This is a genomic window from Pseudomonas sp. HLT2-19-2, assembly GCF_054898005.1.
In genome coordinates, this window is record NZ_CM142712.1 from 2,186,680 (window position 1) to 2,209,152 (window position 22,473).

General features: G+C 57.5%; 22 protein-coding genes and 4 pseudogenes. 16 read left to right on the forward strand and 10 right to left on the reverse strand.

The genetic code is table 11. From position 1 onward, the window contains the following. Positions 1-271: 271 nt before the first annotated feature. The 6 genes and pseudogenes from ACYZTU_RS10040 (at position 272) to ACYZTU_RS10065 (ending at position 7,327) form a co-directional block, all read left to right on the forward strand. Positions 272-754: a sigma-70 family RNA polymerase sigma factor gene (locus ACYZTU_RS10040; RefSeq protein WP_461969823.1), complete on the forward strand. Its 483-nt coding sequence runs from the start codon at positions 272-274 to the stop codon at positions 752-754. Between the two features lie 146 nt (positions 755-900). Next, positions 901-2,238, forward strand: a complete 1,338-nt coding sequence (locus tag ACYZTU_RS10045) for a lysine N(6)-hydroxylase/L-ornithine N(5)-oxygenase family protein (protein ID WP_461969825.1) — start codon at positions 901-903, stop codon at positions 2,236-2,238. 324 nt (positions 2,239-2,562) lie between these two features. Then, positions 2,563-2,815 (forward strand): annotated as a pseudogene (locus ACYZTU_RS10050) (cation transporting ATPase C-terminal domain-containing protein); the annotation flags it as partial. Positions 2,816-2,940: 125 nt separating this feature from the next. Continuing rightward, positions 2,941-3,354 carry a response regulator gene (locus ACYZTU_RS10055; RefSeq protein WP_461969827.1) on the forward strand — a complete coding sequence of 138 codons (414 nt, stop codon included), beginning with the start codon at positions 2,941-2,943 and terminating at the stop codon, positions 3,352-3,354. A 109-nt stretch (positions 3,355-3,463) separates the two neighbouring features. Next, positions 3,464-4,099 (forward strand): response regulator, encoded by a 636-nt coding sequence (locus ACYZTU_RS10060; RefSeq protein WP_461969828.1) that lies wholly within the window; start codon positions 3,464-3,466, stop codon positions 4,097-4,099. A 12-nt stretch (positions 4,100-4,111) separates the two neighbouring features. Next, complete coding sequence (locus ACYZTU_RS10065; RefSeq protein WP_461969830.1) at positions 4,112-7,327, forward strand: transporter substrate-binding domain-containing protein; 3,216 nt, start codon at positions 4,112-4,114, stop codon at positions 7,325-7,327. Between the two features lie 103 nt (positions 7,328-7,430). Here the strand turns inward: ACYZTU_RS10065 and ACYZTU_RS10070 are convergent, their stop codons facing one another. Further along, a complete protein-coding gene (locus ACYZTU_RS10070) occupies positions 7,431-7,853 on the reverse strand; it encodes a hypothetical protein (RefSeq protein ID WP_461969831.1) in 423 nt (140 codons plus the stop codon). 206 nt (positions 7,854-8,059) lie between these two features. On the opposite strand from ACYZTU_RS10070, the gene ACYZTU_RS10075 reads away from it, so the two are divergent. After that, positions 8,060-8,500 carry a carboxymuconolactone decarboxylase family protein gene (locus ACYZTU_RS10075; RefSeq protein ID WP_461969833.1) on the forward strand — a complete coding sequence of 147 codons (441 nt, stop codon included), beginning with the start codon at positions 8,060-8,062 and terminating at the stop codon, positions 8,498-8,500. Between the two features lie 208 nt (positions 8,501-8,708). Here the strand turns inward: ACYZTU_RS10075 and ACYZTU_RS10080 are convergent, their stop codons facing one another. Then, complete coding sequence (locus ACYZTU_RS10080) at positions 8,709-9,473, reverse strand: AraC family transcriptional regulator (RefSeq protein ID WP_461969834.1); 765 nt, start codon at positions 9,471-9,473, stop codon at positions 8,709-8,711. 101 nt (positions 9,474-9,574) lie between these two features. Here ACYZTU_RS10080 and ACYZTU_RS10085 point away from each other — a divergent pair, with 101 nt between their 5' ends. After that, positions 9,575-10,711: an MFS transporter gene (locus tag ACYZTU_RS10085; RefSeq protein WP_461971000.1), complete on the forward strand. Its 1,137-nt coding sequence runs from the start codon at positions 9,575-9,577 to the stop codon at positions 10,709-10,711. Positions 10,712-10,855: 144 nt separating this feature from the next. Next, a pseudogene (locus ACYZTU_RS10090) lies at positions 10,856-10,957 on the forward strand (7-cyano-7-deazaguanine synthase); the annotation flags it as partial. On the opposite strand, the gene ACYZTU_RS10095 reads toward ACYZTU_RS10090, so the two are convergent. Together ACYZTU_RS10095 and ACYZTU_RS10100 are read right to left on the reverse strand one after the other, a co-directional pair. Then, positions 10,956-11,825 carry a queuosine precursor transporter gene (locus tag ACYZTU_RS10095; protein ID WP_461969836.1) on the reverse strand — a complete coding sequence of 290 codons (870 nt, stop codon included), beginning with the start codon at positions 11,823-11,825 and terminating at the stop codon, positions 10,956-10,958. The pseudogene ACYZTU_RS10090 and the gene ACYZTU_RS10095 overlap by 2 nt on opposite strands. Continuing rightward, complete coding sequence (locus tag ACYZTU_RS10100) at positions 11,818-12,414, reverse strand: helix-turn-helix transcriptional regulator (RefSeq protein ID WP_461969838.1); 597 nt, start codon at positions 12,412-12,414, stop codon at positions 11,818-11,820. Before ACYZTU_RS10100 ends, ACYZTU_RS10095 begins: the two co-directional genes overlap by 8 nt. 462 nt (positions 12,415-12,876) lie before the next feature. Here ACYZTU_RS10100 and ACYZTU_RS10105 point away from each other — a divergent pair, with 462 nt between their 5' ends. Beyond that, a complete protein-coding gene (locus ACYZTU_RS10105; protein WP_461969840.1) occupies positions 12,877-13,263 on the forward strand; it encodes a DUF6124 family protein in 387 nt (128 codons plus the stop codon). A gap of 33 nt (positions 13,264-13,296) precedes the next feature. Further along, positions 13,297-13,551: a hypothetical protein gene (locus ACYZTU_RS10110; RefSeq protein WP_461969842.1), complete on the forward strand. Its 255-nt coding sequence runs from the start codon at positions 13,297-13,299 to the stop codon at positions 13,549-13,551. Positions 13,552-13,706: 155 nt separating this feature from the next. Here the strand turns inward: ACYZTU_RS10110 and ACYZTU_RS10115 are convergent, their stop codons facing one another. Further along, on the reverse strand, positions 13,707-14,858 hold the full coding sequence (locus ACYZTU_RS10115; protein ID WP_461969844.1) for an MFS transporter: 1,152 nt from the start codon (positions 14,856-14,858) through the stop codon (positions 13,707-13,709). 165 nt (positions 14,859-15,023) lie between these two features. On the opposite strand from ACYZTU_RS10115, the gene ACYZTU_RS10120 reads away from it, so the two are divergent. After that, a complete protein-coding gene (locus tag ACYZTU_RS10120; protein ID WP_461969846.1) occupies positions 15,024-16,016 on the forward strand; it encodes a diaminopimelate epimerase in 993 nt (330 codons plus the stop codon). A gap of 99 nt (positions 16,017-16,115) precedes the next feature. Here the strand turns inward: ACYZTU_RS10120 and codA are convergent, their stop codons facing one another. The 5 genes and pseudogenes from codA to ACYZTU_RS10145 all read right to left on the reverse strand — a co-directional run bounded on the left by codA (position 16,116) and on the right by ACYZTU_RS10145 (position 19,668). Next, the gene (codA, locus tag ACYZTU_RS10125; protein WP_461969848.1) at positions 16,116-17,360 is read right to left on the reverse strand and encodes a cytosine deaminase; all 1,245 of its coding nucleotides are present in this window, start codon (positions 17,358-17,360) and stop codon (positions 16,116-16,118) included. 13 nt (positions 17,361-17,373) lie between these two features. After that, a pseudogene (locus ACYZTU_RS10130) lies at positions 17,374-17,527 on the reverse strand (cytosine permease); the annotation flags it as partial. Between the two features lie 43 nt (positions 17,528-17,570). Beyond that, a pseudogene (locus ACYZTU_RS10135) lies at positions 17,571-18,055 on the reverse strand (alpha/beta fold hydrolase). Between the two features lie 83 nt (positions 18,056-18,138). After that, positions 18,139-18,495, reverse strand: coding sequence for a 6-carboxytetrahydropterin synthase QueD (queD, locus tag ACYZTU_RS10140; RefSeq protein WP_081744008.1), 357 nt, complete (start codon positions 18,493-18,495; stop codon positions 18,139-18,141). Positions 18,496-18,588: 93 nt separating this feature from the next. Further along, complete coding sequence (locus ACYZTU_RS10145; RefSeq protein ID WP_461969850.1) at positions 18,589-19,668, reverse strand: patatin-like phospholipase family protein; 1,080 nt, start codon at positions 19,666-19,668, stop codon at positions 18,589-18,591. A 175-nt stretch (positions 19,669-19,843) separates the two neighbouring features. On the opposite strand from ACYZTU_RS10145, the gene ACYZTU_RS10150 reads away from it, so the two are divergent. Genes ACYZTU_RS10150 through ACYZTU_RS10165 form a run of 4 tightly spaced genes read left to right on the forward strand, consistent with a single transcriptional unit; the run spans position 19,844 to position 22,457 of the window. Next, a complete protein-coding gene (locus ACYZTU_RS10150) occupies positions 19,844-20,152 on the forward strand; it encodes a PepSY domain-containing protein (protein ID WP_461969852.1) in 309 nt (102 codons plus the stop codon). Next, positions 20,152-20,475 carry a PepSY domain-containing protein gene (locus tag ACYZTU_RS10155; RefSeq protein ID WP_461969854.1) on the forward strand — a complete coding sequence of 108 codons (324 nt, stop codon included), beginning with the start codon at positions 20,152-20,154 and terminating at the stop codon, positions 20,473-20,475. Before ACYZTU_RS10150 ends, ACYZTU_RS10155 begins: the two co-directional genes overlap by 1 nt. Before the next feature lie 3 nt (positions 20,476-20,478). Continuing rightward, positions 20,479-21,147, forward strand: coding sequence for a response regulator transcription factor (locus ACYZTU_RS10160; RefSeq protein ID WP_461969856.1), 669 nt, complete (start codon positions 20,479-20,481; stop codon positions 21,145-21,147). Continuing rightward, a complete protein-coding gene (locus ACYZTU_RS10165; protein ID WP_461969858.1) occupies positions 21,144-22,457 on the forward strand; it encodes a sensor histidine kinase in 1,314 nt (437 codons plus the stop codon). Before ACYZTU_RS10160 ends, ACYZTU_RS10165 begins: the two co-directional genes overlap by 4 nt. The last annotated feature ends 16 nt before the right edge of the window (positions 22,458-22,473 follow it).

A 22,473-nucleotide genomic window follows, 5' to 3' on the forward strand; every position in this document is an offset into this window, starting at 1 on the left:
ATTTAGGCTCGGACATATGGCGTAACACCTGTAGGAGCTGCCGCAGGCTGCGATCTTTTGATCTGTTGCGCGTCCAGGTACGCCGAAGATCAAAAGATCGCAGCCTGCGGCAGCTCCTACTATTTGTCGGGCAAGGCGAAGCAATACTTTAAATCTATATGAGAATTACTATAAATTACGCACCTCGAACTGCCACTATCGTGCCACTGCCTGTTTCGGCGGTCGTCGATCTGGCTCAAGGATAGAAACCGCACCCCTGCGGCCGGGAGTCATGTTGGAAAACTACTATCGCGAGCTGGTGTGTTTTTTGAACGCCAAGCTGGGCAACCGTCAGGTGGCCGAAGATGTGGTGCATGACGCTTATCTGCGGGTTCTGGAGCGTTCCAGCGACACGCCAATCGAGCAGCCTCGGGCGTTCCTGTATCGCACCGCACTCAATCTGGTGATCGACGACCATCGGCGCAATGCCCTGCGTCAGGTCGAATCCCTGGAAGTGCTCGACAACGACGAGCGCTACTTCACGCCATCCCCCCATCACAGCCTCGATCACGGCCAACGGCTGGAGATGCTCCAGCGTGCATTGGCGGAATTGCCACGGTTGTGCCGCGAGAGTTTTCTGCTGCGCAAGATCGATGGCCTGTCGCACCCGGAGATCGCCGAACACCTGGGCATCTCCCGGGCCCTGGTGGAGAAACACATCGTCAATGCGATGAAGCATTGCCGGGTGCGGATGCGCCAATGGGATGCCCATTGATCTTTTCTGCTTCATCAAAATTGCGTTAAATTTTGTTTCATTGTCCTCGTTCCCTTCAACAGACGACTTGCTGTCCTGCTCAAGGCCGGTCAGGTCACTTAGGCTTATTCCCCGCGGTTGAGGGGTTCATCCAGAGGACACTGGAAATGACACAGGCAATTGCATCGCCCATCGTTCACGACCTGATCGGCGTCGGCTTCGGCCCTTCGAACCTGGCGCTGGCCATCGCTCTGCAAGAGCGCGGGCCGAGTCAGGGCGAGCTGGATGTTCTGTTTCTCGACAAGCAGGCCGACTACCGCTGGCACGGCAACACCCTGGTGACCCAGAGCGAGTTGCAGATTTCCTTCCTCAAGGACCTGGTAACCCTGCGCAACCCGACCAGCCCTTACTCGTTCGTCAATTACCTCAAGCATCACGGTCGTCTGGTGGACTTCATCAACCTGGGCACCTTCTATCCGTGCCGCATGGAGTACAACGATTACCTGCGTTGGGTCGCTGGGCAATTCACCGAACAGAGCCGCTACGGCGAAGAAGTGCTGACCATCGAGCCGGTGCTGCACAACCAGCAGGTCGAAGCACTGCGGGTGATCTCGCGCGATACCCAAGGTCATCAACACGTTCGCACTACCCGTTCGGTGGTGGTCAGCGCCGGCGGCACACCGCGCATTCCCGAAGTGTTCAAGGCACTCAAGAGTGACAGCCGCGTCTTCCACCACTCCCAGTACCTGGCGCAGATGGCCAAGCAACCGTGCGTGAACAACCAGCCGATGAGCATCGCGATCATCGGCGGCGGGCAGAGCGCGGCGGAAGCCTTTATCGATCTGAACGACAGCTTCCCGTCGGTGCAGGTGGACATGATCCTGCGTGGCTCGGCCCTGAAGCCGGCGGACGACAGCCCGTTCGTCAACGAAGTGTTCTCGCCGGAGTTCACTGACCTGGTGTTCCAGCAGGCAAGCAGCGAGCGCGAGCGACTGGTCAACGAGTACCACAACACCAACTATTCAGTGGTGGACATCGACCTGATCGAACGCATCTACGGCATCTTCTATCGTCAGAAAGTGTCGGGCATCGCGCGCCATGCGTTCCGCACCCTGACCACGATCGAAAAAGCCACCGCCACCGAGCGCGGTATCGAGTTGGCAGTACGCAACAACGCCACGGGTGAAGTCACGGTCCGTCATTACGACGCCGTGGTTTTGGCCACCGGTTACGAGCGCCAGATGCACCGCAAACTGCTGGCGCCGCTGGAACAATACCTAGGTGATTTCGAAGTCGATCGCAACTACAAACTGATCACAGACGAGCGCTGCAAGGCTGGCATTTATATGCAGGGCTTCTGCCAGGCCAGCCACGGCTTGAGCGACACCTTGCTGTCGATCCTGCCGATCCGCGCCGATGAAATTGCCGGTTCGTTGTATAACCATGGCAAGGCACGTGGGCAGGGACGTTCGGTGATGGACCTGCTGTTGGCGACTGCCAGCTGAGATTTTCTGCGCCTGATAGTCAGTCTTCGCGAGCAAGCCCGCTCCCACAGTAGATCTTCAGTGAGTACAGAATCTGTGTACGACCGAGATTCAATGTGGGAACAGGCTTGCTCGAAGGGGGCCCGAAAGAGCACCACAAATCTCGAAAGCTGAACCCTTCCTGAAGAACCTCGCGATTCCCCTACTACACGCCTTTGCATCGTTACTGTCCAGAAATCGGGGGCGTAAGCTTCGTGCGTTTTCAATCAATAGCGGAGACCCACAGTCTCACCTATGGCACTGCTACAAAAACCCGTTCAACCTGCTGCTGACATTGCTCGCACTTCGCAGATCGGCATCCCGTTCGATAACGTCGACGAGGACATGCTGAAAAAACCACAACGCTGGCAGCTGGCGGACGTCGGTCGCTTCATGCTGTTTTGCGGACCGATCAGCTCAATCTTCGACATCACCACGTTTGCCTTGATGCGGTACGTGTTCGACGCCAACACCCTGGACCATCAAACCCTGTTCCAGTCCGGCTTGGTTCGTGGTCGGGCTGCTGACCCAGACCCTGATCGTGCACATGATCCGCACCGCTTCTACATTCGCCGGTTTGGCTGGCAGTAAAGCGTGCACATTTAGGAAAGGTCCTACAGAAAACGCGACAGGTCTTCCGTAGCCTTGCGCCCTCACGAATCCGACACCTCCTGGGGGCCCCTGTTGTCGAACAAAGCCTTACGTATCCTGATCGCCGACGAGCTGCATTTTCACCGCATGAAGGTTGAGCGACTGTTCAATCAACTCGATTACCACCGGATAGCACCGGTGCACAGCCTGGAAGAGCTATTGACCCTGGTCGATTACGGTTGCGAGCCATTTGATCTGGTGGTCATCAATGCATCGCTGGTGGGTAAAGCGTTGAACCTGTTTGATTTTTTTCTCGATAACCCACAGGTTCATCACGCCTTGGTCTACGACGGCCAGCAGGCGCAGTTGCCGCCCATTTCTGCTTGCGTTCAACAGCCCGTTCAGGTGAGCCATGCAACGTTGCCTGATCTGGCGTCCATCCAGCGGCTGATGGCGGTCATCGATCCTGATCTACCGTTCGTCGGCACTGTCATTTCTGTCAGGTAGTTGCATCCGGATTTCCATGCAAAAGTTTTGCGCAACCGGTGCGTTTAACCGGGCCGGGCTCATGGGCATTGATCTCTCAATCGTCGTGTTTTTTGCACAGGAAGTTGCCATGAAGTCAGTGCCGTCAGTACTGGTTGGAGACGATCATCCGGTGGTCCGTGCCGCGGTCAAAATGGTATTGAAAGAAGAAGGCTTCAAACAAATATACGAAGCGTCCAGCGGTAACGAGGTTTTATCGATTGTCCGGGAGCATTCACCCGATCTGGTGGTGCTGGATCTGGTTATGCCCGGTGGCGACGGTCTGGATGTGCTGGCGCGGATCCGGGCCTGTCAGGTGCCGTGCCGAGTGCTGGTCTTCACGTCGCAGGAGCCTATGTTCTATCAGGATCGGTGCATGCGTGCCGGTGCCGCGGCCTATGTCGCCAAGACCAATACTTTGCAGCAATTGCACAAAGCGGTTCATGCCGTGATGGCCGGTTATACCTATTTTGCCCAGCTACCCTGCGCGTCGGCGTCGCTGAACACGTTGCAACTCAGCGAAAAACAGATGATCGACAAACTCTCCGACCGCGAACTGGCCATCTTTCAGCATCTGGCCCGAGGCACGAGCAACAAGGAGATCGCCGCCATAATGCACCTGAGCCACAAGACCGTCAGTACCTACAAGACCCGTTTGATTGAAAAACTCAACGTGGAAGCGTCGGTGCACCTGAGGGATTTTGCAAAGCGTAATCATCTGATCTGAGTGAGCCTGATCATGCGCAATTGTTTGTGGGCTCTGTTGTTGTGTGTACTGGGAGCAGCGGCTGCAGTTGCCGACGAACCACAGCGTTTGCATTTGCTGGGGCGTTCCACCGTTGAGGGCTATCGGGTCAAACTGGATGAAAAGGACTGGCAATGGCTGCGCAGCAAACGGGTTTTGCGCGTTGGCGTGAGCGGGCCGGACTATCCGCCGTTCGAAGTGACGCGCAAACACGATGAGCTGGAGGGCATTACCGCCGACTACGCTGAGTTGCTTGCGCAACTGCTGCACATCAAGATCGACGTGCTGCGTTATGGCACCCGTGAAGCGGCCATGGAGGCACTTAAACGTGATGATCTGGATCTGCTCGGGACATCAAACAACTTCGAGGTGGCGGACTCCGAGCTGACCCTATCCAGTGCTTATGCTGAAGATCAGCCCATTCTGGTGAGCCGAGTGGACGAGCAGATGCCCGTCGATCTGGCGGGTAAACGCATCGCCATGGTCGATGACTATCTGCCGTCGCAGACCGTCGAAGCCTTCTATCCCGAGGCCAGCCTGCAACGTTATGCCTCGGTGGTCGATGCGCTTGGGGCGGTGGCGTACGGGCAGGATGACGTCTACCTCGGTGACCTCATCAGCGCCAATTACATGGTCAACTACAACAATCTCAATAACGTTCACTTGGTGGGGCCGTCCGGCCTCGACGCTAACCCTTTCGGTTTCGCATTGGCTGGCGGCAATGTGCGTTTGAAAAGCATTGTCGACAAGGCCCTGGCGGCGATCCCCATGGATCAACGCTCGGCCATCGAGCATCGCTGGAGCGCGGGCAAGGCCAAAATGATGGGGCAGCAGCGCGTGAGTCTGAGCGCGAGTGAAAAGCGCTGGCTGGATCAGCACCCGACGGTGAATGTCGGCGTGGTCGAGAATTTTGCGCCGTTGACGTTTTACGACGCCCAGGGGCGATTCAGCGGGTTGACGGCGCAATTGCTGACGCTGATCAGCCAGCGCAGCGGCTTGAACTTCAACGTGCTGCGGGGGCACTCCCTGGACCAGCAAATCCAGCGACTCAAGGCTGGCGCGATCGACGTGTTGCCCGCCATCATCCCCACAACCGAAGGCGTCGCCGAGCTGCGTTTTACCAGCCCTTACGTGACGAATCCGTACACGTTGGTCAGTGCAATCAGCCCCGGTAGTCCAAGGACGCTGGACGATCTGGCCGGTAAACGCCTGGCGATTTACCACAGCCATCCGATGCGCTCGTTCATTCAGGCAAAGGCACCGGGTGTGCGGATGGTGGATGTCGAAAACCCGGCCCAAGGTCTGGAGTTGGTCATGAAGGGGCAAGCCGATGCCGCGCTCAGTTCGTTGTTCATGACCCGTTACCTGATTGCCCGGTATTACCGCGAGCATCTGCGCATCAGCAGTACGGTGGGCGATGAACCGGCGCGCATCGCCCTGGCCATCGGCCGTGATGCGCCGCAGTTGCAGTCGATTCTAAACAAGGCGTTGCTGAGCATTCCGCCCCAGGAGATGGACAAACTGGTGGCCCGCTGGAGCAATGATGTGGTGGTGGATGACAGCTATTGGCTGCGCCATCGCGAAGGGATTTTCCAGGCATTTGCTGCGGCCGGCACCTTGTTGTTGCTCGCACTGGTGTGGATTGCCTGGCAGCGTCGGCAGATCCGTCAGCGCCAACAACTGCTCGGGCAATTGCAGGACGCCAAGAACGCTGCCGACGATGCCAACCGCGCGAAAACCACTTTTTTGGCGACCATGAGCCATGAAATCCGCACGCCGATGAATGCCCTGATCGGCATGCTCGAATTGGCGCTGAAGCAAGCGGAGGAGGGCGTCACTGACCGTTCTGCCATTGAGGTGGCGTCCGAAGCCGCGCAGCAATTGCTGGCGTTGATTGGCGACATCCTGGACATCGCCCGCATTGAATCAGGGCATTTGTCGTTGACCCCTGCGCGAGCGAATCTGCGGACACTCGTGGCGTCAGTGTGCCAGGTGTTCGAAGGCCTGGCACGGCAGAAGAATGTGCAGTGGCGAGTGGAATTGGGTGAGCACAGCGACCGTGACGTGTTGGTCGACCCCACGCGCCTCAAGCAGGTGCTGTCCAATCTGCTGAGCAATGCGATCAAGTTCACTCGTGAAGGTGAGGTGAGCCTGACGCTGCAAGTGGACCCGGGGTTGCCGGGGCATCTGGCAGTCAGTGTGCGCATTGAGGACAGCGGCATCGGTATCAGTCTGGTCGATCAACAGCGATTGTTCAGCCCTTTCGTGCAGGCCGGCAACAGCCAGCAGTCCGGCCGTAACGGGTCCGGCCTGGGGCTGGTCATCAGCCGTTCTCTGTGCGAAATGATGGGCGGCCGATTGCAGCTCGTCAGCGTTCTCGGACTGGGGACGCAGATTGAAGTCCGCCTTGATCTGATCGCGTTGCAACCGTTGTTGCCCCGCGAGTGGGTGGATAGCGGTTTGCAGGTGCTGACCCGGCCGCTGACGATTCTGGTGGTCGACGATTACCCGGCCAATCGATTGTTGCTCTCACGCCAGCTGAGCTATCTGGGGCATCGTGTGCTGGAGGTGGAGAACGGCGAGCGCGGTCTTGCGCAGTGGCGCGAACATGAGCTCGATTTGGTCATCACCGACTGCAATATGCCAGTGGTCAGTGGTTATGAGCTGGCAGGTGCGATACGCGATGAAGAGCGTGCCCATGGATTGCCGTCGACGCTGATTCTGGGATTTACCGCCAATGCACAACCTGAAGAGAAGGTCCGCTGCCTGGAGGCGGGCATGGATGACTGCCTGTTCAAACCGATCCGGCTGGCGGATTTACGTGCCTGGTTGGCGTCTCGATTTGTGAGTGAGCTGCCAGCGCCGGTTGAAGATCAATTAACGTCCGAGATCGACTTGAGCGGCCTGGAGCTATACGTCGGTGACGACCGGACGCTGATCAATCAATTGTTGCGCGAACTGGCCGTGACCAACCTCTACGATCGCGATGATCTGCTTGCAGCGCACGTCAGTGGCAATTGTCACCGTCTGCAAGACCTGGCGCACCGCATCAAAGGTGGTGCGCGCATGGTCCGTGCAGAACGTTTGATCGAGTGCTGCGAACATCTGGAGCGTGCCTGCGCCGAGGGGCGCGCGACGTTGATCGACGAAGCCGTCGATCAATTGCAGCACGCCATGGCACGCCTGGATCAGAGCCTCAAGAGGGACTGACGCTTAATCCCAGTGTGGCGCGATGCCTTTGGGGCTGGTCAGTCGATGGCCGCGATCAAGACCCGCGATCAGCATAAGGCCCAGAGGTTGACTCAAGAAGCGCCTAAGGTTGTGCAGAAGGGATTTTTGCAGTGGCTGCGCAAGCGAGCGTAGGGGCTCGAAGGTCATGGGCGCGGGTGCAATCGAATGAGCCGTCAGTAGGCGCCTGGCGAATAAGCTGTTCGCTGACCAAAGTTCGATCATGGCTGTTCCAGTAGTCGAACGGCGCATGTTGCCAAACCATACCAACGGGACCGGCTATCAACAGCAAGGCTAGATAAGCCAGGGTTTGTCGACGCGTCAGCGGTTTTTTGTGCGCCGACTGTTGCGCTGCGAATCGGGCGCGGCCATGTCCGTGAATCTGGGAGAGCAGAAAGGCTTCGCGCGCCTGTTCCGGCATTTCCCACAACAAGGACTCCAGGTGCCAGCGCGATTCGGAATTCGGCGAAATAGTAGGTGGCAAAGGCATTTCGGATGAGGACGACATGGGCAGGAGGTACTCGTTTCCGGCATCCTGGCCGCGCTATCAAGAATGAGTCGCATTCTAGTGGTGTCGGTGGCGTGATGGCAATTACCCATATGGACTATTTTTTTGCCCGCCGATTGGCATCCTCAACTTCCCAATAATTGGCTATTTGCTGCAGGTCAGTGCGCGATTAACGTAGCTCCACACCTTTTGTGACTGGAGCCACCATGCAACCGCGTATCGATTTCTACACCGCTTCCCCTGACGCACTTAAAGCCATGATCGCGCTGGAAACCGCTGTGTCGAAGCTGCCTCTGGAAAAGTCGTTGATTGAGCTCGTCAAGCTGCGCGCTTCCCAGATCAACGGCTGCGCCTTCTGCATCGACATGCACACCGCTGATGCCCGCAAGGGTGGTGAAACCGAACGTCGGCTGTACGCGGTGTTGGTCTGGCGTGAAACGCCGTTCTTCACCCCGCGTGAACGTGCGGCGCTGGCCTGGACCGAATCCTTGACGCTGCTGAGCCAGACCCATGCTCCGGACGAAGATTACGAACTGGCTACTTCCGAGTTCAGTCCCAAGGAAATGGTCGATTTGACCGTGGCCATTACGACCATCAACGCCTGGAACCGCCTGGCGGTTGGCTTCCGCAAAATGCCTCAGGAGTAACACTAACGGCTTAATGAGCATCCGCACTCGGCGCCGTCGGTGGTTGCTCCTTGCGCATCAAGGGCACCATCGCCGTGGCGAGGATGAAGCAGACCATGATCTGCCCGAGAGCACGTCGGCATGAATGATCACCCGTTGGTTTCAAGGCTGGGCATGCGGGTCATGGAGAAATAGTGGCAAATGATTTCCACTGCCGGTCGTCAGGTGCTTACTTGGGCCAATGGCCAGGGGTGATGCCGGTCATGTCCTTAAAGAAGGCGATGAACGCGCTGTCACTGGCAAACCCCAGGTCGAAGGCGCTGTAGCTGATGTTCCGCCCGGTAGCGAGCAGTTCGATGGCGCGCATCAGCCGCCATTGCTGGCGCCATTGCTGATAGCCCATGCCGGTTTCACGCTGGAAGATTCGCCCGATGGTTCGGCCACTGGCTCCGATTTGTTGTTCCAGGGCGTGAAGTTCCGGTGGCAGCATCTCGAGCGTTGCGAGCAGCGGCGCCAAGCGTTTGTCCCGGGGCAATGGCAGTAGCATCGGTTGCTGCACGGCGTCGCGGATTTCGCTCAGGCACAGACCCAACAGATGAATGAATTTGCCCTGCTGCCAATCGGTGTCGAAGTCAGCGATGGCTATCGGTTCCAACACCGCCCTCAGCAACGGGCTGACTTCAATCACACAGACCTGTTGCGGCAGCTCGGTGCACAACGCCGGTGTCAGGTAAATCGAGCGATAGTCGACGCTCTGCTGCATCACCGCGCGGTGGGCAACCCCAGGTGGAATCCACGCGGCGCGAGAGGGGGGCAGCAGGCACAACTGCTGCGCAAGGGTAATGCGCGTGCAGCCCTGACGGGTGAACAGCAACTGCCCGCGTTCATGCTGATGCAGTCCGGAATCGTGATCGCCCAAGATTGCGGCGATGCCGATGACCGACGCGGGGTAGCTATCGGGATCGAATTGCGCGTGGGCGTTGAGCCAGGCCATGGATTGTCCGATTTCAACGATTAATTGGCAGGGTTTGGATAATACGCCAATCACGGCTTCTTAAACTGCTCGCCAGTTTTTCCTGGAAGAGTGAAGTCGTGATGAACTCCAAAAGCCTGTTGGTATTGGCGATTGCCTTGCTGATGTTTCCGCAGATCGCCCAAACTCTTTACAGCCCGGCGCTGGCAGACATTGGCCGTGCCTTTGCCGTCGGGCCGCAAGAGGCGGCGCAAACCCTCTCGGTGTATTTTCTGGCTTTCGCCTTCGGCGTGGTGGTGTGGGGGCGGATGTGCGACCGCATCGGCCGTCGTCCCTCAATGCTCGCCGGGCTGGCGTTGTACGCCGGTGCCTCGATGCTGGCGCTGAATGCGCGCACCTTCGATGCCCTGTTGATGGCTCAGGCGCTGGCCGCGTTCGGTGCGGCGGTCGGCTCGGTCGTGACGCAAACTGTGCTGCGCGACCGTTTCAAGGGTGCGGAACTGGCGCAGGTGTTTTCGGTGATGGGCATCGCGCTGGCGCTCAGCCCGGCGATTGGCCTGTTCACCGGGGCGAGCCTGGCGCAAGGCTTCGGCTATCGCGGCGTGTTGGGATGCCTCCTGCTGCTGTCCTTGGTGTTGTGGCTGTGGTGCCTGCGGACCTTACCGGAAACCCGTCCACTGAATCTGACAACGCCTGCGCTGTTCGAGACGTTGCGGCAAATGCTCCAGGACCGCGATATCTGGCGCTCGACGCTGTTGGTGGCGTTATTCAATATTGCCCTGTTCAGCTATTACAGCCTCGGTCCCTTCATGTTTCAGCGATTGGATTTGAGTGCGCAGTTGTTCGGTTACAGCGGGATAATCCTGGCCTTGGGCTCCGGCCTCGGCGCCTGGCTCAACAAACGCCTGCTGCATCGAGGGCTCAATGGTTTGCAGCTGATCCGGCTGGCGGCGGTGTTGGCATTGGCGGGCGGTGGCGGCGTTTGGCTGATGCAGGGCAGCGGTCTGTTTGTAATGCCGATGCTGCTGGTGGTGCTGGCGTTTGGCATGGCGATCCCGAATATCCTTGGCTCGGCATTGGCGAACTATGGTGATCGATTGGGCACGGCTGGCGCGTTATTTGGATTGTTCTACTACTTGTTAATTGGCGGTGGGCTGATGCTGGCAGCCTGGGGACAGGCATTGGGTGAGACGTTGGTGCTGTGCGGCGCATTGGCGTTGCTGTTGGCGGGTTCAGGCAGCAAACGTTGGCGTTCATGACGGCTGTCCAGTTCAACAAAGAACTAATACAAACGGAAATCGGAGACGGTCATTTCGGAAATCTCCCACACCCAGAAACTGAGCTTCCCGGTAGGGTCAACGGTCCCGGCACCCTGCCGGGGCACCCCCAAGGAAGAACGAACCATGAACAGAAAGGCCGTTATCGTTTTCAGCGGCGGACAAGACTCAACCACCTGCTTGATCCATGCATTGCCGATGTACGATGAAATTCATTGCATCACGTTTATCGGCTTGGCATACATTTCTGAAATAGTGATCTTGCTCCATATGCTGGAAAAATATTAAAAACAGCAAAAAACATTTTTATCACTATCTGGATATAGATGATATTAAGTAGTTCGCTATTTTGCATGGAGCCGTAAAATGCAATATAGCAGAAAATAAAGCTGTCTATTATTACCGCAAAGAAAGTGCTGAAAAACACTCGCAAAAATAGAAATCTGGAGTTCGTGAGTTCTTTTATTCTGCAAAGCAGATACGAGTTTACGTATTCGGAAATTAGAAATGAGACAGAGGACGCTACTAAGATAGATGACACGTGGCCAATAACTTCGTTATAGGATGCATCAAGTTTCCAGCCAGGTAGACCCGGAAAGTAGGTCGATGCGCCAAGCAACACCATAATAAAGATGTTGCATGAAAATACAAAAAGAATAGCTTTTTTAGCAAGTCTAAGTCCGTAAAATTCATTTAACAAATCAACTATTAAGAACGTCAGCGGATACAGAAAAACTCCCGGCGTAACAACAATATCAAATTGCTCCAAGTAAACGGGTTTCGCTGCGCCGATATTTGCAAAAATGTAAAGCGTGAAAAGTAGAAGGTTTAGTAGCACGTACATGGTCCACGACTTTTCATGGCGGTCGGTCATTTCGTAGGCTGTCAACGCAGTCCCGCGCGAATAGAATTTTCTATATATGTCTTTTATTTCCGCTTTGTTTAAGTTGTCTAGTATGTCGCTTTTTATGAGTTTGCCTAGATTCACCTTGATAACTTTTCCTGTGGAAATAATCATAATTACTGCGAGTTCTTTGCTATTTTCAAATCCTAATAGTTTGTACCTGCTATTTTCGATTGCGCTCTTACTAGCCATTAAATCTTTCCTCTATAACTTCTCCCACGGCGCAAACGACATCAGAATCAAAGAAACTTTCGCTGGTTATAAATAATCTTTTTGTTGTTTTGTCGTACATCAGCTTTTCTCTATCATTATTTGAGCCCCCCTTTTTTATTATCAACAAGTCGCCAGGTTCATTGGCACCACTGATTTCGTTTTCCAAAAGCACGCCGATTAAATTGCACGCTATACCAAAGTAGTATGTCAGGGGATGAAGTGTGGCTAGCTCGCCAATCCTTTTTTCTAGACTTTGAATTAGCAAACTCTCTTTAATTATGGGTACTGCCGATGGGTTCATGTTTCCTTGCATGGAAACACTGTTTTCTATAATTTCTTTTTCCTGAAAATCTACGCTCTCTATTTCTTTATATGAGACGCCAAAAAAATCAGAAATTTTGCGAATTGTCGACTGTTGAACGTTTACAACCTTTCCCTCCAATATGTTGTATATCGTGGTTCTGGTTAAGCCAATGGAGTTGCACAAAGATAACTGCGTCTCTCCTCGGCTTTTTATTAAGTATTTGATGTTGTTTTTTAAGTTCTCTGTTTTTTCTTTTCTGTGCATTGAGAATTACCATTTATTTGTTGCTGCAAAAAAATCTCCCGATCTAAACGAAATAGTCATGGTGATCCTATTTTTGGGAGCCCTGCGTCCTTTCATGCATGAAGTATGTACAAAATAATGTCGGACGCACGGTGGGCAAATGTTAGATAATGTTTCGCTGCGGGGCGTGCCGGTAAAATAAAGAATTTTCTTACAGAAATGGGGAAGTAAGAGTAAGTTTATGTGCGACACAGTTTGCAGCGAGCAATATCGTCTATTTTTTGTAGCTGTCGTATTGCGCAGGGATGCACAAATATTAACCACTTATAATCATCTTTTTGCACAAATGTTCATTTGTTTGATTAACAAAGTTAAATTTATTATTAATGTTTTTACCTCTCTAATAACACGCGTACAGTAAACAGCCTTGTCCCGGCTGGCAGTTTGGGACTTGCATTTTTTAACTTCGGAAGGAGCTCTGTTATGAAAAAATCCGCCACCCAATCTGCGGAATCACCAAACGATTCCCCCAACGACACAGTCGATTCATCCAATCCCACCAAAGTCACCGAACAACTCGTCAGCGTGCCCCTGCGCAAGCACACACGTCCCGAGTCTGCTAACTATTTCTTCGCCGTCGTTCCGGATGTCGACATGGAATCCCTGCTCTGTCACGCCTCTGAAACCCTCGCCTCCCTCAGTGTCATGGCCACCGATCTCGCCCGTGAACTGGAAGGCCCTCGTCGCCATGTCATTGTGGGTATTCAGCAACTGTCCGCGCTGGGCGAATTGCTGGTCAATCGAGCGCTGGACAACCTGGAGCCGCCCCGAGGATCGTCTGAAGTTCGTCCAACTGCCAACGCTGAATAATCGTGTGCCTTTCCCCAATGGAGGTTTTTCGTCATGGATCGATACATGCCTGTTACCGGCATCGACTGCAACGTCCCATCATTGCTGATTGACACTGAAGCACCACTGGACGTGTTGCATGAAACCGCGGCCTATCGCATTCGTACTGCAACGCAACTGCTGGAGAGCTTTGCGTTTGGCGAGGGTGTCCACAGTGAGCTGGCGCGGGTGTTGGTGACTTCACTGCGCGATGGCTGTGATTTGATGGATGTCGTCGGACGACGACTGCAGGTGCACGTTTCAACGTAGAAAAAGGGCGCCGTTTGGCGTGTTGCCGGCTGATTTGCTGCCGGCGGCGCACCGTCTTAACGGCTGAAGATCAAAAGATCGCAGCCTCCGGCAGCTCCTACAGGATGTACGCCATCCAAATGTAGGAGCTGCCGGAGGCTGCGATCTTTTCGCTTTCAGACTTTCAACACCTTCCCGCCAATGGCCACCGCCACCAGCAACACGGCCATCAACCCAAAGGCAAAACTCAAACTGCTGCCATGGGCGATAAACCCGATCAACGCAGGCCCCGCAAGAATTCCGGCATATCCCAGCGTGGTAATGGCCGGCACGGCGATGCTTTCGGGCATCACCGTCTGTTTGCCCACCGCGGTGTACAGCACCGGCACAATGTTCGAGCAGCCAATCCCCAACAATGCATAACCCACCAGCGCCGCTTCCCAACTTGGTGCGAACGTCGCCACAAACAGGCCTGCTGCGGCCGTCAATCCACCGAACACAATCACCCGCGTAGCGCCGAGACGACGCACGATCGAATCACCGGTCAAACGTCCGACGGTCATGGTCAACGCAAACGCCGCGTAACCCAGCCCCGCATAAGCGGTGTCGATCCCGCGCTCCTGTGCCAGGAACACAGCGCTCCAGTCGAGTGCCGCGCCTTCGGCGAGGAACACAATGAAACACATCCCGCCGATGAACAGCACGATGCCATGGGGAACGGCAAACGCCGGCCCCGAACTTTCGCTGCCGTAAGGCAATAGGTGTGGCGCGGCCTTGAACAGGGCGATCAGCAGCATCACGATCACCACCAGCGTCGCCCCCAGCGGTGAAACCCCGAAGCCGAGCAGGGCGCTGACGCCCGCCGCACCGACAATCCCGCCGAGGCTGAACAGCCCATGAAAGCCTGACATCATGGTCTTGCCGCTGGCCCGTTCGACGATCACCGCTTGCAGGTTTACCGTCGAATCCACGGTGCCAAGGCCCGCGCCGAACATGAACAACGCGACAATCAACGCCGGAATCGTCGACACCGTCGCCAACATCGGCAGGGCCGCACAGATCAGCAGCACCCCGGCGCTCACCACCCGGCGACAGCCGAAACGCGTGGCCAGCATCCCCGCCATCGGCATCGCCAGAATCGACCCCACCCCCAGGCACAACAGCAGCAAACCGAGCGTCCCTTCATCCAGCCCGGCCCGAGCCTTGGCGTAGGGCACCAGTGGCGCCCACGCCGCGATGCCTAACCCGGCAATGAAAAAGGCGATGCGCGTGGACATTTGCTCCAGGCGTCCGGGAACAAATTCGGTTTGGGTGTTGAGGTTGGTCATATCAATCCTTGGTAAAAAACGTCGCGTACCCAAGGGACAGTGACTCACCGGTGAGGGTTCGATCAGCGTCCGCCGAGGTTCGCGGTCAGGCAGGGTGACATCCTTGCACAGCCCGTTGCGGTTTCGCGATATGTTGTCGCCTTCGATGTTTGTACAGGAGGCGCCATGACGCCGTTCTACGATGCTCGGGGCAACATCTACGCGGTAGTGGCGCCTGACGCGGTGCGTCGCTTCGGGATTGATTTGCCGGAACAGGCCAGCCTGGCGGCGCAAGCCCGTGCGGCATGGGCGTTATCGGCCATCGAGGCCTTCTGTGCCTGGGCGCCGGGCGCGCAACCACCCGGCAGCAAGAACCATCGCTGCGACGGGCTGCTGGTGGGGCCCTTTCAATCAGCGCCGCCGTTCGATCTGTTGATCGTCAACACCGACGGCACGTTGGCCGAACGCAGTGGCAATGGTTTGACGATTTTTTGCCAGGCGCTCAGCGACCAGAGGCTGTTCCCGGAATACGAGGCGTGCCTGCTCAGGGTTCATCACGACAAGACCGATACGCCTTCTCCGGGTGAAACATTGGCGAACACAGCGCAGGTCGATGGCGTGCAGGGTTTCTGGCTGGATCTGGGCAAACCTGCGTTCGGGCCGGGGGCGGTCAGCGCGCAAGGCGTTGCGGGCGTGGCCTTCAACGGTCGCGAGCTCAGCCACGTTCAACCGCTGTCGGCACTCGAGCCGGCCTGGTCTCGCAGCCAGTTCGTGCGGGTCGGCAATCCGCACTGCGTGACCCTTGTGGACGATGCCGGGGCATTGCCGGCCAATGAGCAGATGCGCGCACCGGGATTGTCCGCAGGGTTGACGCACATTGCCTACGCCATGCCGACCGGGGCAGGGCGCCCGTGTCCGGTGGGGATCAATTTGCAATGGGCGATGCTTGAGTCTGAAGGGCGAGTTGTCGCGCGAGTATTTGAACGCGGAGAAGGGCCGACAGCTTCGTCCGGCACCAGCGCCAGTGCGGTGGCTTGCGCCGCATGGCGGGTGGGTTGGGTCAGTGCCGGGGAAGTGAAGGTGGTGATGCCCGGCGGTACGGCGCCGATATTGTTGGAGGAAATGGGTGGTGAATTGAGTCGGGTCAGGTTGTTCGGCACGGCGCGGTGGATGGGGTGAATTCAAGATTGCCTTCGCGGGCAAGCCTCGCTCCTACAAGTGCAGTCCCATGTAGGAGCGAGGCTTGCCCGCGAAGGGGCCCGCAGGGTCAACATCCCTTCAGAGCTGATCCGCCCATTCCACCACCGGCATCTGCCGCTTCATCAACACCTTGCCATCACGCACCGAATACAGCGGCAGGCCCTGGCTGCGGATCACCTCGTAATCGCTGTCCGCCGACAGAATCAGCAAATTCGCCGGCCGTCCGCGTTCCAGTCCATACCGATCACCGAGGTTCATGGCCTTGGCGCTGTTGTCGGTGACCAGGTCCAGCGCGCTTTGCAGGTTGCGGTAACCGAGCATGTGGCAGATGTGCAGGCCAGCTTCGAGCACTCGCAAGATGTTGCCGTTGCCCAGCGGATACCACGGGTCGACGATCGAATCCTGGCCGAAACACACGTTCATCCCCGCTTCCAGCAATTCATTCACTCGGGTCACGCCCCGGCGTTTCGGGAAGTTGTCGAAGCGCCCTTGCAGGTGAATGCTTTCGGTGGGGCAGGAGACAAAACTGATCCCCGAATGCCCGAGCAGGCGAAACAGTTTGGCGCAGTAAGCGTTGTCGTAAGAGCCCATGGCCGTGGTGTGGCTGGCGGTGACCCGCGAGCCCATGTCGCGGCTGCGGGCTTCTTCGGCCAGCACCTCTAGGAAGCGCGAGTGCGGGTCGTCGGTTTCATCGCAATGCACGTCCACCAGGCAACCGGTGCGCTCGGCCAGGTCCATCAGGAATTTCACGGAGCTCACGCCTTGATCGCGGGTGTACTCGAAATGCGGAATGCCGCCGACCACATCGGCGCCCATGCGGATTGCTTCTTCCATTAACGCCCGACCGTTGCGGTACGATTCGATGCCTTCCTGCGGGAACGCAACGATCTGCATGTCGATCAGGTGACGGCTTTCCTCGCGCAACTCGAGCATCGCCTTCAGCGCAGTGAGCTGCGGGTCGGTGACGTCGACGTGGGTGCGTACATGCTGGATACCGTGGGCGGCGAGGGTCTGGATGGTTTTCTTGGCGCGGGTTTTGGTGTCCTCCTCGGTGATCGTCACCTTGCGCTCGCCCCAGCACTCGATGCCTTCGAACAGCGTGCCGCTCATGTTCCAGCGCGGCTCGCCGGCAGTGAGCGTAGCGTCGAGGTGGATGTGCGGCTCGACGAAGGGCGGCACCACCAGATTGCCGCCGGCGTCCAGATCATCGGGGCCCAGGGTCGGTGCTTCGGTCTGTCGGGCGATGCTGCTGATCAGGCCGTTTTCCAGGTGCAACTCATGCAGGCCATCTTGGTTGCGCAGGCGGGCGTTGATGATGTGCATCAGGCGAATCCTTTTATAGATCTTGTAATGGTGCGTTGGCAGTACGGGCACCCAGCACACCGGTCAATAAGCACATACGTTAGCGCGGCAGCGGCAATCCCTACCAGCGGCGCGACCCATGGCGAGCTGAACGCGGCGACGGTGCCGACTGCGTAGGCGCCCAGGCCGGACCCCTATATCGCGAGCAAGCCCACATTTAATCCGGTTTTTTCAGTGGGATTTTTGTAGGGGCAAAAACTTAAGAAGCGCCGCGACGATCGCTTCCGGTGCATCTTCCTGTACTAAATGCCCTGCATTGGGAATGGGGTGAAATTGCGACCCCAGAATCATCTGATGCAACGCCCGCTCACGCCCGATGGGAATCCATTGATCGCCTTCCCCCCAAAGAATCTGCACCGAGCAGCGAATCGTCGGGTACAGCCCTTCGGCCTCACGGGTATAACGCTCATCCATCTGCGCGATCTGCCGATAGAACGCCGCTTGCCGCGGATCACCCCGCCACGGCTGCATGTAAGACGCGAGTTCGTCGTCCGGGATTTCGCGCTTGAGATGAAGTGCGGCGCAATCCGGTGCCACACGTCAGAAGAGAAAGGCGTGCCATGCACAAACACCAACGGCGGGCCGTCACCCCGTACGGCGTAGCGAACGGAGTGCCCGTTGAAGCGATAGGTCTGAGCCAGCGGCCAGTCAGCCATGCGCGTGTCCTCTTGGCGTGTTCGAGCCAAAAGCATAGGCATAAAAAAACCACCGGTCTCGGTGGTTTTTTTGATCTATCGGCTCACTCGCCGTGATAGATACAGCCGCTGGTGCACGTCTCGTGGATACGGATCGCGCTGAGCTCCGGCAGCAGAGGCTTCAATTCATTCCAGATGAATTTGGCCAGGACTTCACTGGTCGGGTTTTCCAGGCCGGGAATGTCGTTCAGGTAGTTATGGTCCAGACGCTCGTAGAGCGGCTTGAAGATCGCCTTGATTTCCGAGAAATCGCGGATCCAGCCCGTGTGCGGATCGAGGTCGCCGCTGAGGTGGATCGCCACTTTGAACGAGTGACCGTGCAGGCGGCCGCACTTGTGGCCTTCCGGCACGTGGGGCAGGCGGTGGGCGGATTCGAAGGTAAATTCTTTGAAGATTTCCAAGGGGTTTGAGCTCTGTCAGGTGGCGATCGCCGCGGCGATTTGGGCAGGCGGCGAGTTTAACAGTTTGCGTTTGGCATTGCGGGAAAACACTGACTAAAGGGTCAGCAAGCGCTCCCCGAGGCGACCGCTGGCGGCCAGTTCGAGGAACTCATCGCCCATACGACGGCTTTCATCCATCGTTGCACGCCAGTATTTCTGCCGGCTCGGTGCATCGCCCATGAAGCGCTTGAAGTCGTTACGGTCCGGGAGTTTTCCGTAGGGCAGGCGCGCCAGGTATTCCTTCGACGGTGACAGCAACAGGACATCCTGCAAACGCGCAGGACAAGCGCGGCGCCAGGGCAGGGTCTTGTCGAACCAGCCGGGGATGACCCGGTCGGTGAAATGCGGATAGAGCACGATGTCGTTGCCGCTGTAGGGCAGGTCGAGGTGATAGTCCAACAGACCGCCATCGCGAAACGTCCCTATACCTGCGCCCGGCAGGTCACGCACGCCCTCCATCACCATCGGGATCGAGCCCGAGGCGAGCAAGGCCTGGCGCAGGTTGCCGACCTTCAGCGCAACGAAGCGCGAGGGGAAGTCGTTCAGTGCATTGACCGGCGGTGCCAGGCGCGGATCGTGGATGATCAGCCGTTCGAAATGCCGCGACAACCGCGCGCGCCCCCGCAGGTTGTCGGCGATTACCGATGACAGGCCCAGCCCCAGTCGGCCGCGATGATCGTCCGCCAACAAGCCGTGGCTTTTGACCACCATGATGTTCAGTCGGTAATGAGCGTTGTCCAGAATCGAGGCGTCGCGGCCGTCGAGCAGGTCATCGAGCATGCGCCGGGAGCTCTGGCTGATCTGCGCCATGGTCACGCCCTTGGCGAAGTTTTGCTCGGTGTAGAGGTGACCGAGGCGGCGGATGCCCTCGGCGGCATCCGGTAGACAAGCGCTGGCGAAGCGCCAGGAACCCACCGACGCACCGATCAGCGAACGTTCCCGGGGCGCCGCCGGCAGCCATTCACCGAACAACGCCAGGTCCAGACCTTGAATCCCCAACGCCTTGGGACCACCGGCGGCACCTGGCAGTGTGCCGACATCGGCGGCGCTCAAACCGTTTTCACGGATGCGCGCGAAGGCGCGAGGGCCGGCCCTGAGGATCAGGGAGGGGAACTTGATGTGGATGGCGGTCATGCCGGTCTCGATAGTTGGCGAACGTGCGGATTATAAACGCGTCGCCCCCGATCAATGTAGCTGCCTGATATTGATGTCAGGTTGTCATGACCAATGATGGCAATTCAGTTTCAGTTAAGTTCAGATCGCTAAGGTGGCTTACACCGGCAACACACAAAAAAAACGGAGACATCCCATGAAAACCCTGACTGCCCTGTTCACCGCGTCCATCATTGGCATGACCGCCAGCATCGCCCACGCTCGCGACCTCGGCCCCGACGAAGCCCTGAGACTGCGTGACGCTGGTACCATTGTGTCTTTCGAGAAGCTCAATGCCACCGCTCTGGCCAAACATCCCGGTGCAAAGATCACTGCAACCGAGCTGGAAGAAGAGTACGGCAAGTACATTTATCAGGTGGAATTGCGCGACCCGCAGGGCCTTGAGTGGGACCTGGAATTGGACGCTGTCAGCGGGCAGGTTCTCAAGGATCATCAGGATACGTAATGAAGGTGTCTTCTTTTTCACATCGGTGCGCGAGCGGTCGAATGGCTCTGGCGCTTTTGGCTTTTTGCTCGGTGGTCATGGCCCGCGACCTGGATCAGGACGAGGCCCTGCGCCTGCGTCAACAGGGCGTGATCCTGCCGCTGGAGCAGCTGTTGCAGCAAGCGCTGGACCGCTATCCCGGGGCCAAATTGCTGGAAGCCGAGCTTGAAGAGAAACACGACGTCTACGTTTATGAAGTCGAGCTGCTGACCACCGAAGGGGTGGTCCGCGAACTGGACCTCGACGCCATCACTGGCCAGTTATTGAAAGACAAGGAAGATTGATCGATGCGTTTGCTTCTGGTGGAAGACCATGTGCCGCTGGCCGACGAATTGATGGCCGGCCTCAACCGGCAGGGGTACGCCGTGGACTGGCTGGCCGACGGTCGCGATGCGGTGTATCAGGGCAGCAGCGAGCCTTATGACCTGATCATCCTCGACCTCGGTCTGCCGGGTTTGCCAGGGCTCGAGGTGCTGACCCAATGGCGGGCCAGTGGCTTGGCCACCCCCGTGCTGATCCTCACCGCCCGTGATTCCTGGGCCGAACGGATCGAAGGCCTCAAGGCTGGCGCTGACGATTATCTGACCAAACCCTTCCACCCTGAAGAGCTGCATTTGCGAGTCCAGGCGCTGTTGCGCCGCTCCCATGGCCATGCCAACCAGCCGACGCTCAAGGCTGCCGGACTGCATTTGGACGAAGGCCGTCAATGCGTGACCCGCGACGGCGCCGATATCCAGCTCACCGCCGCTGAATTCCGTCTGCTGCGTTATTTCATGCTGCACCCCGAGCAGATACTTTCCAAAAGCCACCTCGCCGAACACCTCTACGACGGTGAAACCGAGCGTGACTCCAACGTGCTCGAAGTCCACGTCAACCACCTGCGGCGCAAACTCGGGCGCAGCGTCATCGAAACCCGTCGCGGCCAGGGTTACCTGTTCGGCGGGCAAGCCCAGTGAGGTCGATCCAGCGCCGCTTGAGTCTGGGCCTGATCAGCGTGATGGTGATCGTCGGCCTGGTGCTGGCGCAGACCAGCCTGTGGCTGTTTGAAATGGGTTTGCAGCGCTACCTCGAAGCCGGGCTGCGCAACGACAGCGAAAATCTGCTGGTGGCGCTGGTGCGTGGCCCGCAGGGGTTGCAGCTGGACGAGCGGCACCTGTCACCGGCCTATCAGCGACCGTTTTCCGGGCATTACTTCCGCATCGACTTTGCCGACAGCCATTGGCGCTCCCGTTCGCTATGGGATCAGGACATGCCGCACCTCGACCATGCCGGCCTGCACAGCAACCTGCAATTGGGGCCAGAAGGGCAGCAATTGCTAGTGCTGCGTTCGGACTATCGACGGCTCGGCCAATCAATTTCGATCAGCGTGGCCCAGGATTACACGCCGGTACGCGAGAGCTTCCTGCGTATGCAACAGGTTGGTCTCAGCCTGGGATTGGCGGGGTTGCTGCTGATTCTGCTGTTGCAACGGATCACCGTGCGCCGCGCCTTGCGCCCGCTGGAAACGGCTCGTGAGCAGATCGCCCAGTTGCAGCAGGGCCAGCGCTCGCAACTCGATGATCAGGTGCCGGTAGAGCTTGAACCGCTGGTGGCGCAGATCAACCATTTGCTCGCTCACACCGAAGACAGCCTGAAGCGCTCGCGCAATGCGCTAGGCAACCTCGGCCACGCCTTGAAAACCCCGCTGGCGGTGTTGTTGAGCCTCGCCTCAAGCGAGAAGCTCGACGCTCATCCGCAGCTGCGCAAGGTGATTCAGGCGCAGCTTGAGCAAGTGCAGCAACGACTCAATCGTGAACTCAATCGCGCACGGTTATCCGGCGATGCGCTGCCGGGGGTGTTGTTTGATTGCGACGCACAATTGCCGGGGTTGTTGGCGACGTTAAACATGATCCATGGTGAGCATCTTGAGCTCAGCTACCGTGCATCGGCCGGTTTGCAACTGCCGTGGGACCGTGAGGATTTGCTCGAACTGCTCGGTAACCTGCTGGACAACGCCTGCAAGTGGGCGGACGCCGAGGTTCGGTTGAGCGTGGTCGAGACGGCCGAAGGGTTTGAGTTAAGCGTGGAAGACGATGGGCCGGGGATTCCCGAACACCAGCGCGATCAGGTGTTCAGCCGTGGGACTCGGCTTGATGAGCAGACGGATGGGCATGGGTTGGGGTTGGGAATTGTGCGGGATATCGTTGATACGTGGGGCGGGGTTTTGAGGTTGGAGGAGAGTGAGTGGGGTGGGTTGAAGGTGATGATCGAGTTGCCCAAGCGCTGATCGTTCCCACGCGAGG

What these genes read in the sequence shown, in the direction of transcription:
- ACYZTU_RS10040 (WP_461969823.1), top strand. Translation starts at nt 272, where the DNA reads ATGTTGGAAAACTACTATCGCGAGCTGGTGTGTTTTTTGAACGCCAAG.
- ACYZTU_RS10045 (WP_461969825.1), top strand. Translation starts at nt 901, where the DNA reads ATGACACAGGCAATTGCATCGCCCATCGTTCACGACCTGATCGGCGTC.
- ACYZTU_RS10060 (WP_461969828.1), top strand. Translation starts at nt 3,464, where the DNA reads ATGAAGTCAGTGCCGTCAGTACTGGTTGGAGACGATCATCCGGTGGTC.
- ACYZTU_RS10065 (WP_461969830.1), top strand. Translation starts at nt 4,112, where the DNA reads ATGCGCAATTGTTTGTGGGCTCTGTTGTTGTGTGTACTGGGAGCAGCG.
- ACYZTU_RS10070 (WP_461969831.1), bottom strand. Translation starts at nt 7,853, where the DNA reads ATGTCGTCCTCATCCGAAATGCCTTTGCCACCTACTATTTCGCCGAAT.
- ACYZTU_RS10075 (WP_461969833.1), top strand. Translation starts at nt 8,060, where the DNA reads ATGCAACCGCGTATCGATTTCTACACCGCTTCCCCTGACGCACTTAAA.
- ACYZTU_RS10080 (WP_461969834.1), bottom strand. Translation starts at nt 9,473, where the DNA reads ATGGCCTGGCTCAACGCCCACGCGCAATTCGATCCCGATAGCTACCCC.
- ACYZTU_RS10085 (WP_461971000.1), top strand. Translation starts at nt 9,575, where the DNA reads ATGAACTCCAAAAGCCTGTTGGTATTGGCGATTGCCTTGCTGATGTTT.
- ACYZTU_RS10095 (WP_461969836.1), bottom strand. Translation starts at nt 11,825, where the DNA reads ATGGCTAGTAAGAGCGCAATCGAAAATAGCAGGTACAAACTATTAGGA.
- ACYZTU_RS10100 (WP_461969838.1), bottom strand. Translation starts at nt 12,414, where the DNA reads ATGCACAGAAAAGAAAAAACAGAGAACTTAAAAAACAACATCAAATAC.
- ACYZTU_RS10105 (WP_461969840.1), top strand. Translation starts at nt 12,877, where the DNA reads ATGAAAAAATCCGCCACCCAATCTGCGGAATCACCAAACGATTCCCCC.
- ACYZTU_RS10110 (WP_461969842.1), top strand. Translation starts at nt 13,297, where the DNA reads ATGGATCGATACATGCCTGTTACCGGCATCGACTGCAACGTCCCATCA.
- ACYZTU_RS10115 (WP_461969844.1), bottom strand. Translation starts at nt 14,858, where the DNA reads ATGACCAACCTCAACACCCAAACCGAATTTGTTCCCGGACGCCTGGAG.
- ACYZTU_RS10120 (WP_461969846.1), top strand. Translation starts at nt 15,024, where the DNA reads ATGACGCCGTTCTACGATGCTCGGGGCAACATCTACGCGGTAGTGGCG.
- codA (WP_461969848.1), bottom strand. Translation starts at nt 17,360, where the DNA reads ATGCACATCATCAACGCCCGCCTGCGCAACCAAGATGGCCTGCATGAG.
- ACYZTU_RS10145 (WP_461969850.1), bottom strand. Translation starts at nt 19,668, where the DNA reads ATGACCGCCATCCACATCAAGTTCCCCTCCCTGATCCTCAGGGCCGGC.
- ACYZTU_RS10150 (WP_461969852.1), top strand. Translation starts at nt 19,844, where the DNA reads ATGAAAACCCTGACTGCCCTGTTCACCGCGTCCATCATTGGCATGACC.
- ACYZTU_RS10155 (WP_461969854.1), top strand. Translation starts at nt 20,152, where the DNA reads ATGAAGGTGTCTTCTTTTTCACATCGGTGCGCGAGCGGTCGAATGGCT.
- ACYZTU_RS10160 (WP_461969856.1), top strand. Translation starts at nt 20,479, where the DNA reads ATGCGTTTGCTTCTGGTGGAAGACCATGTGCCGCTGGCCGACGAATTG.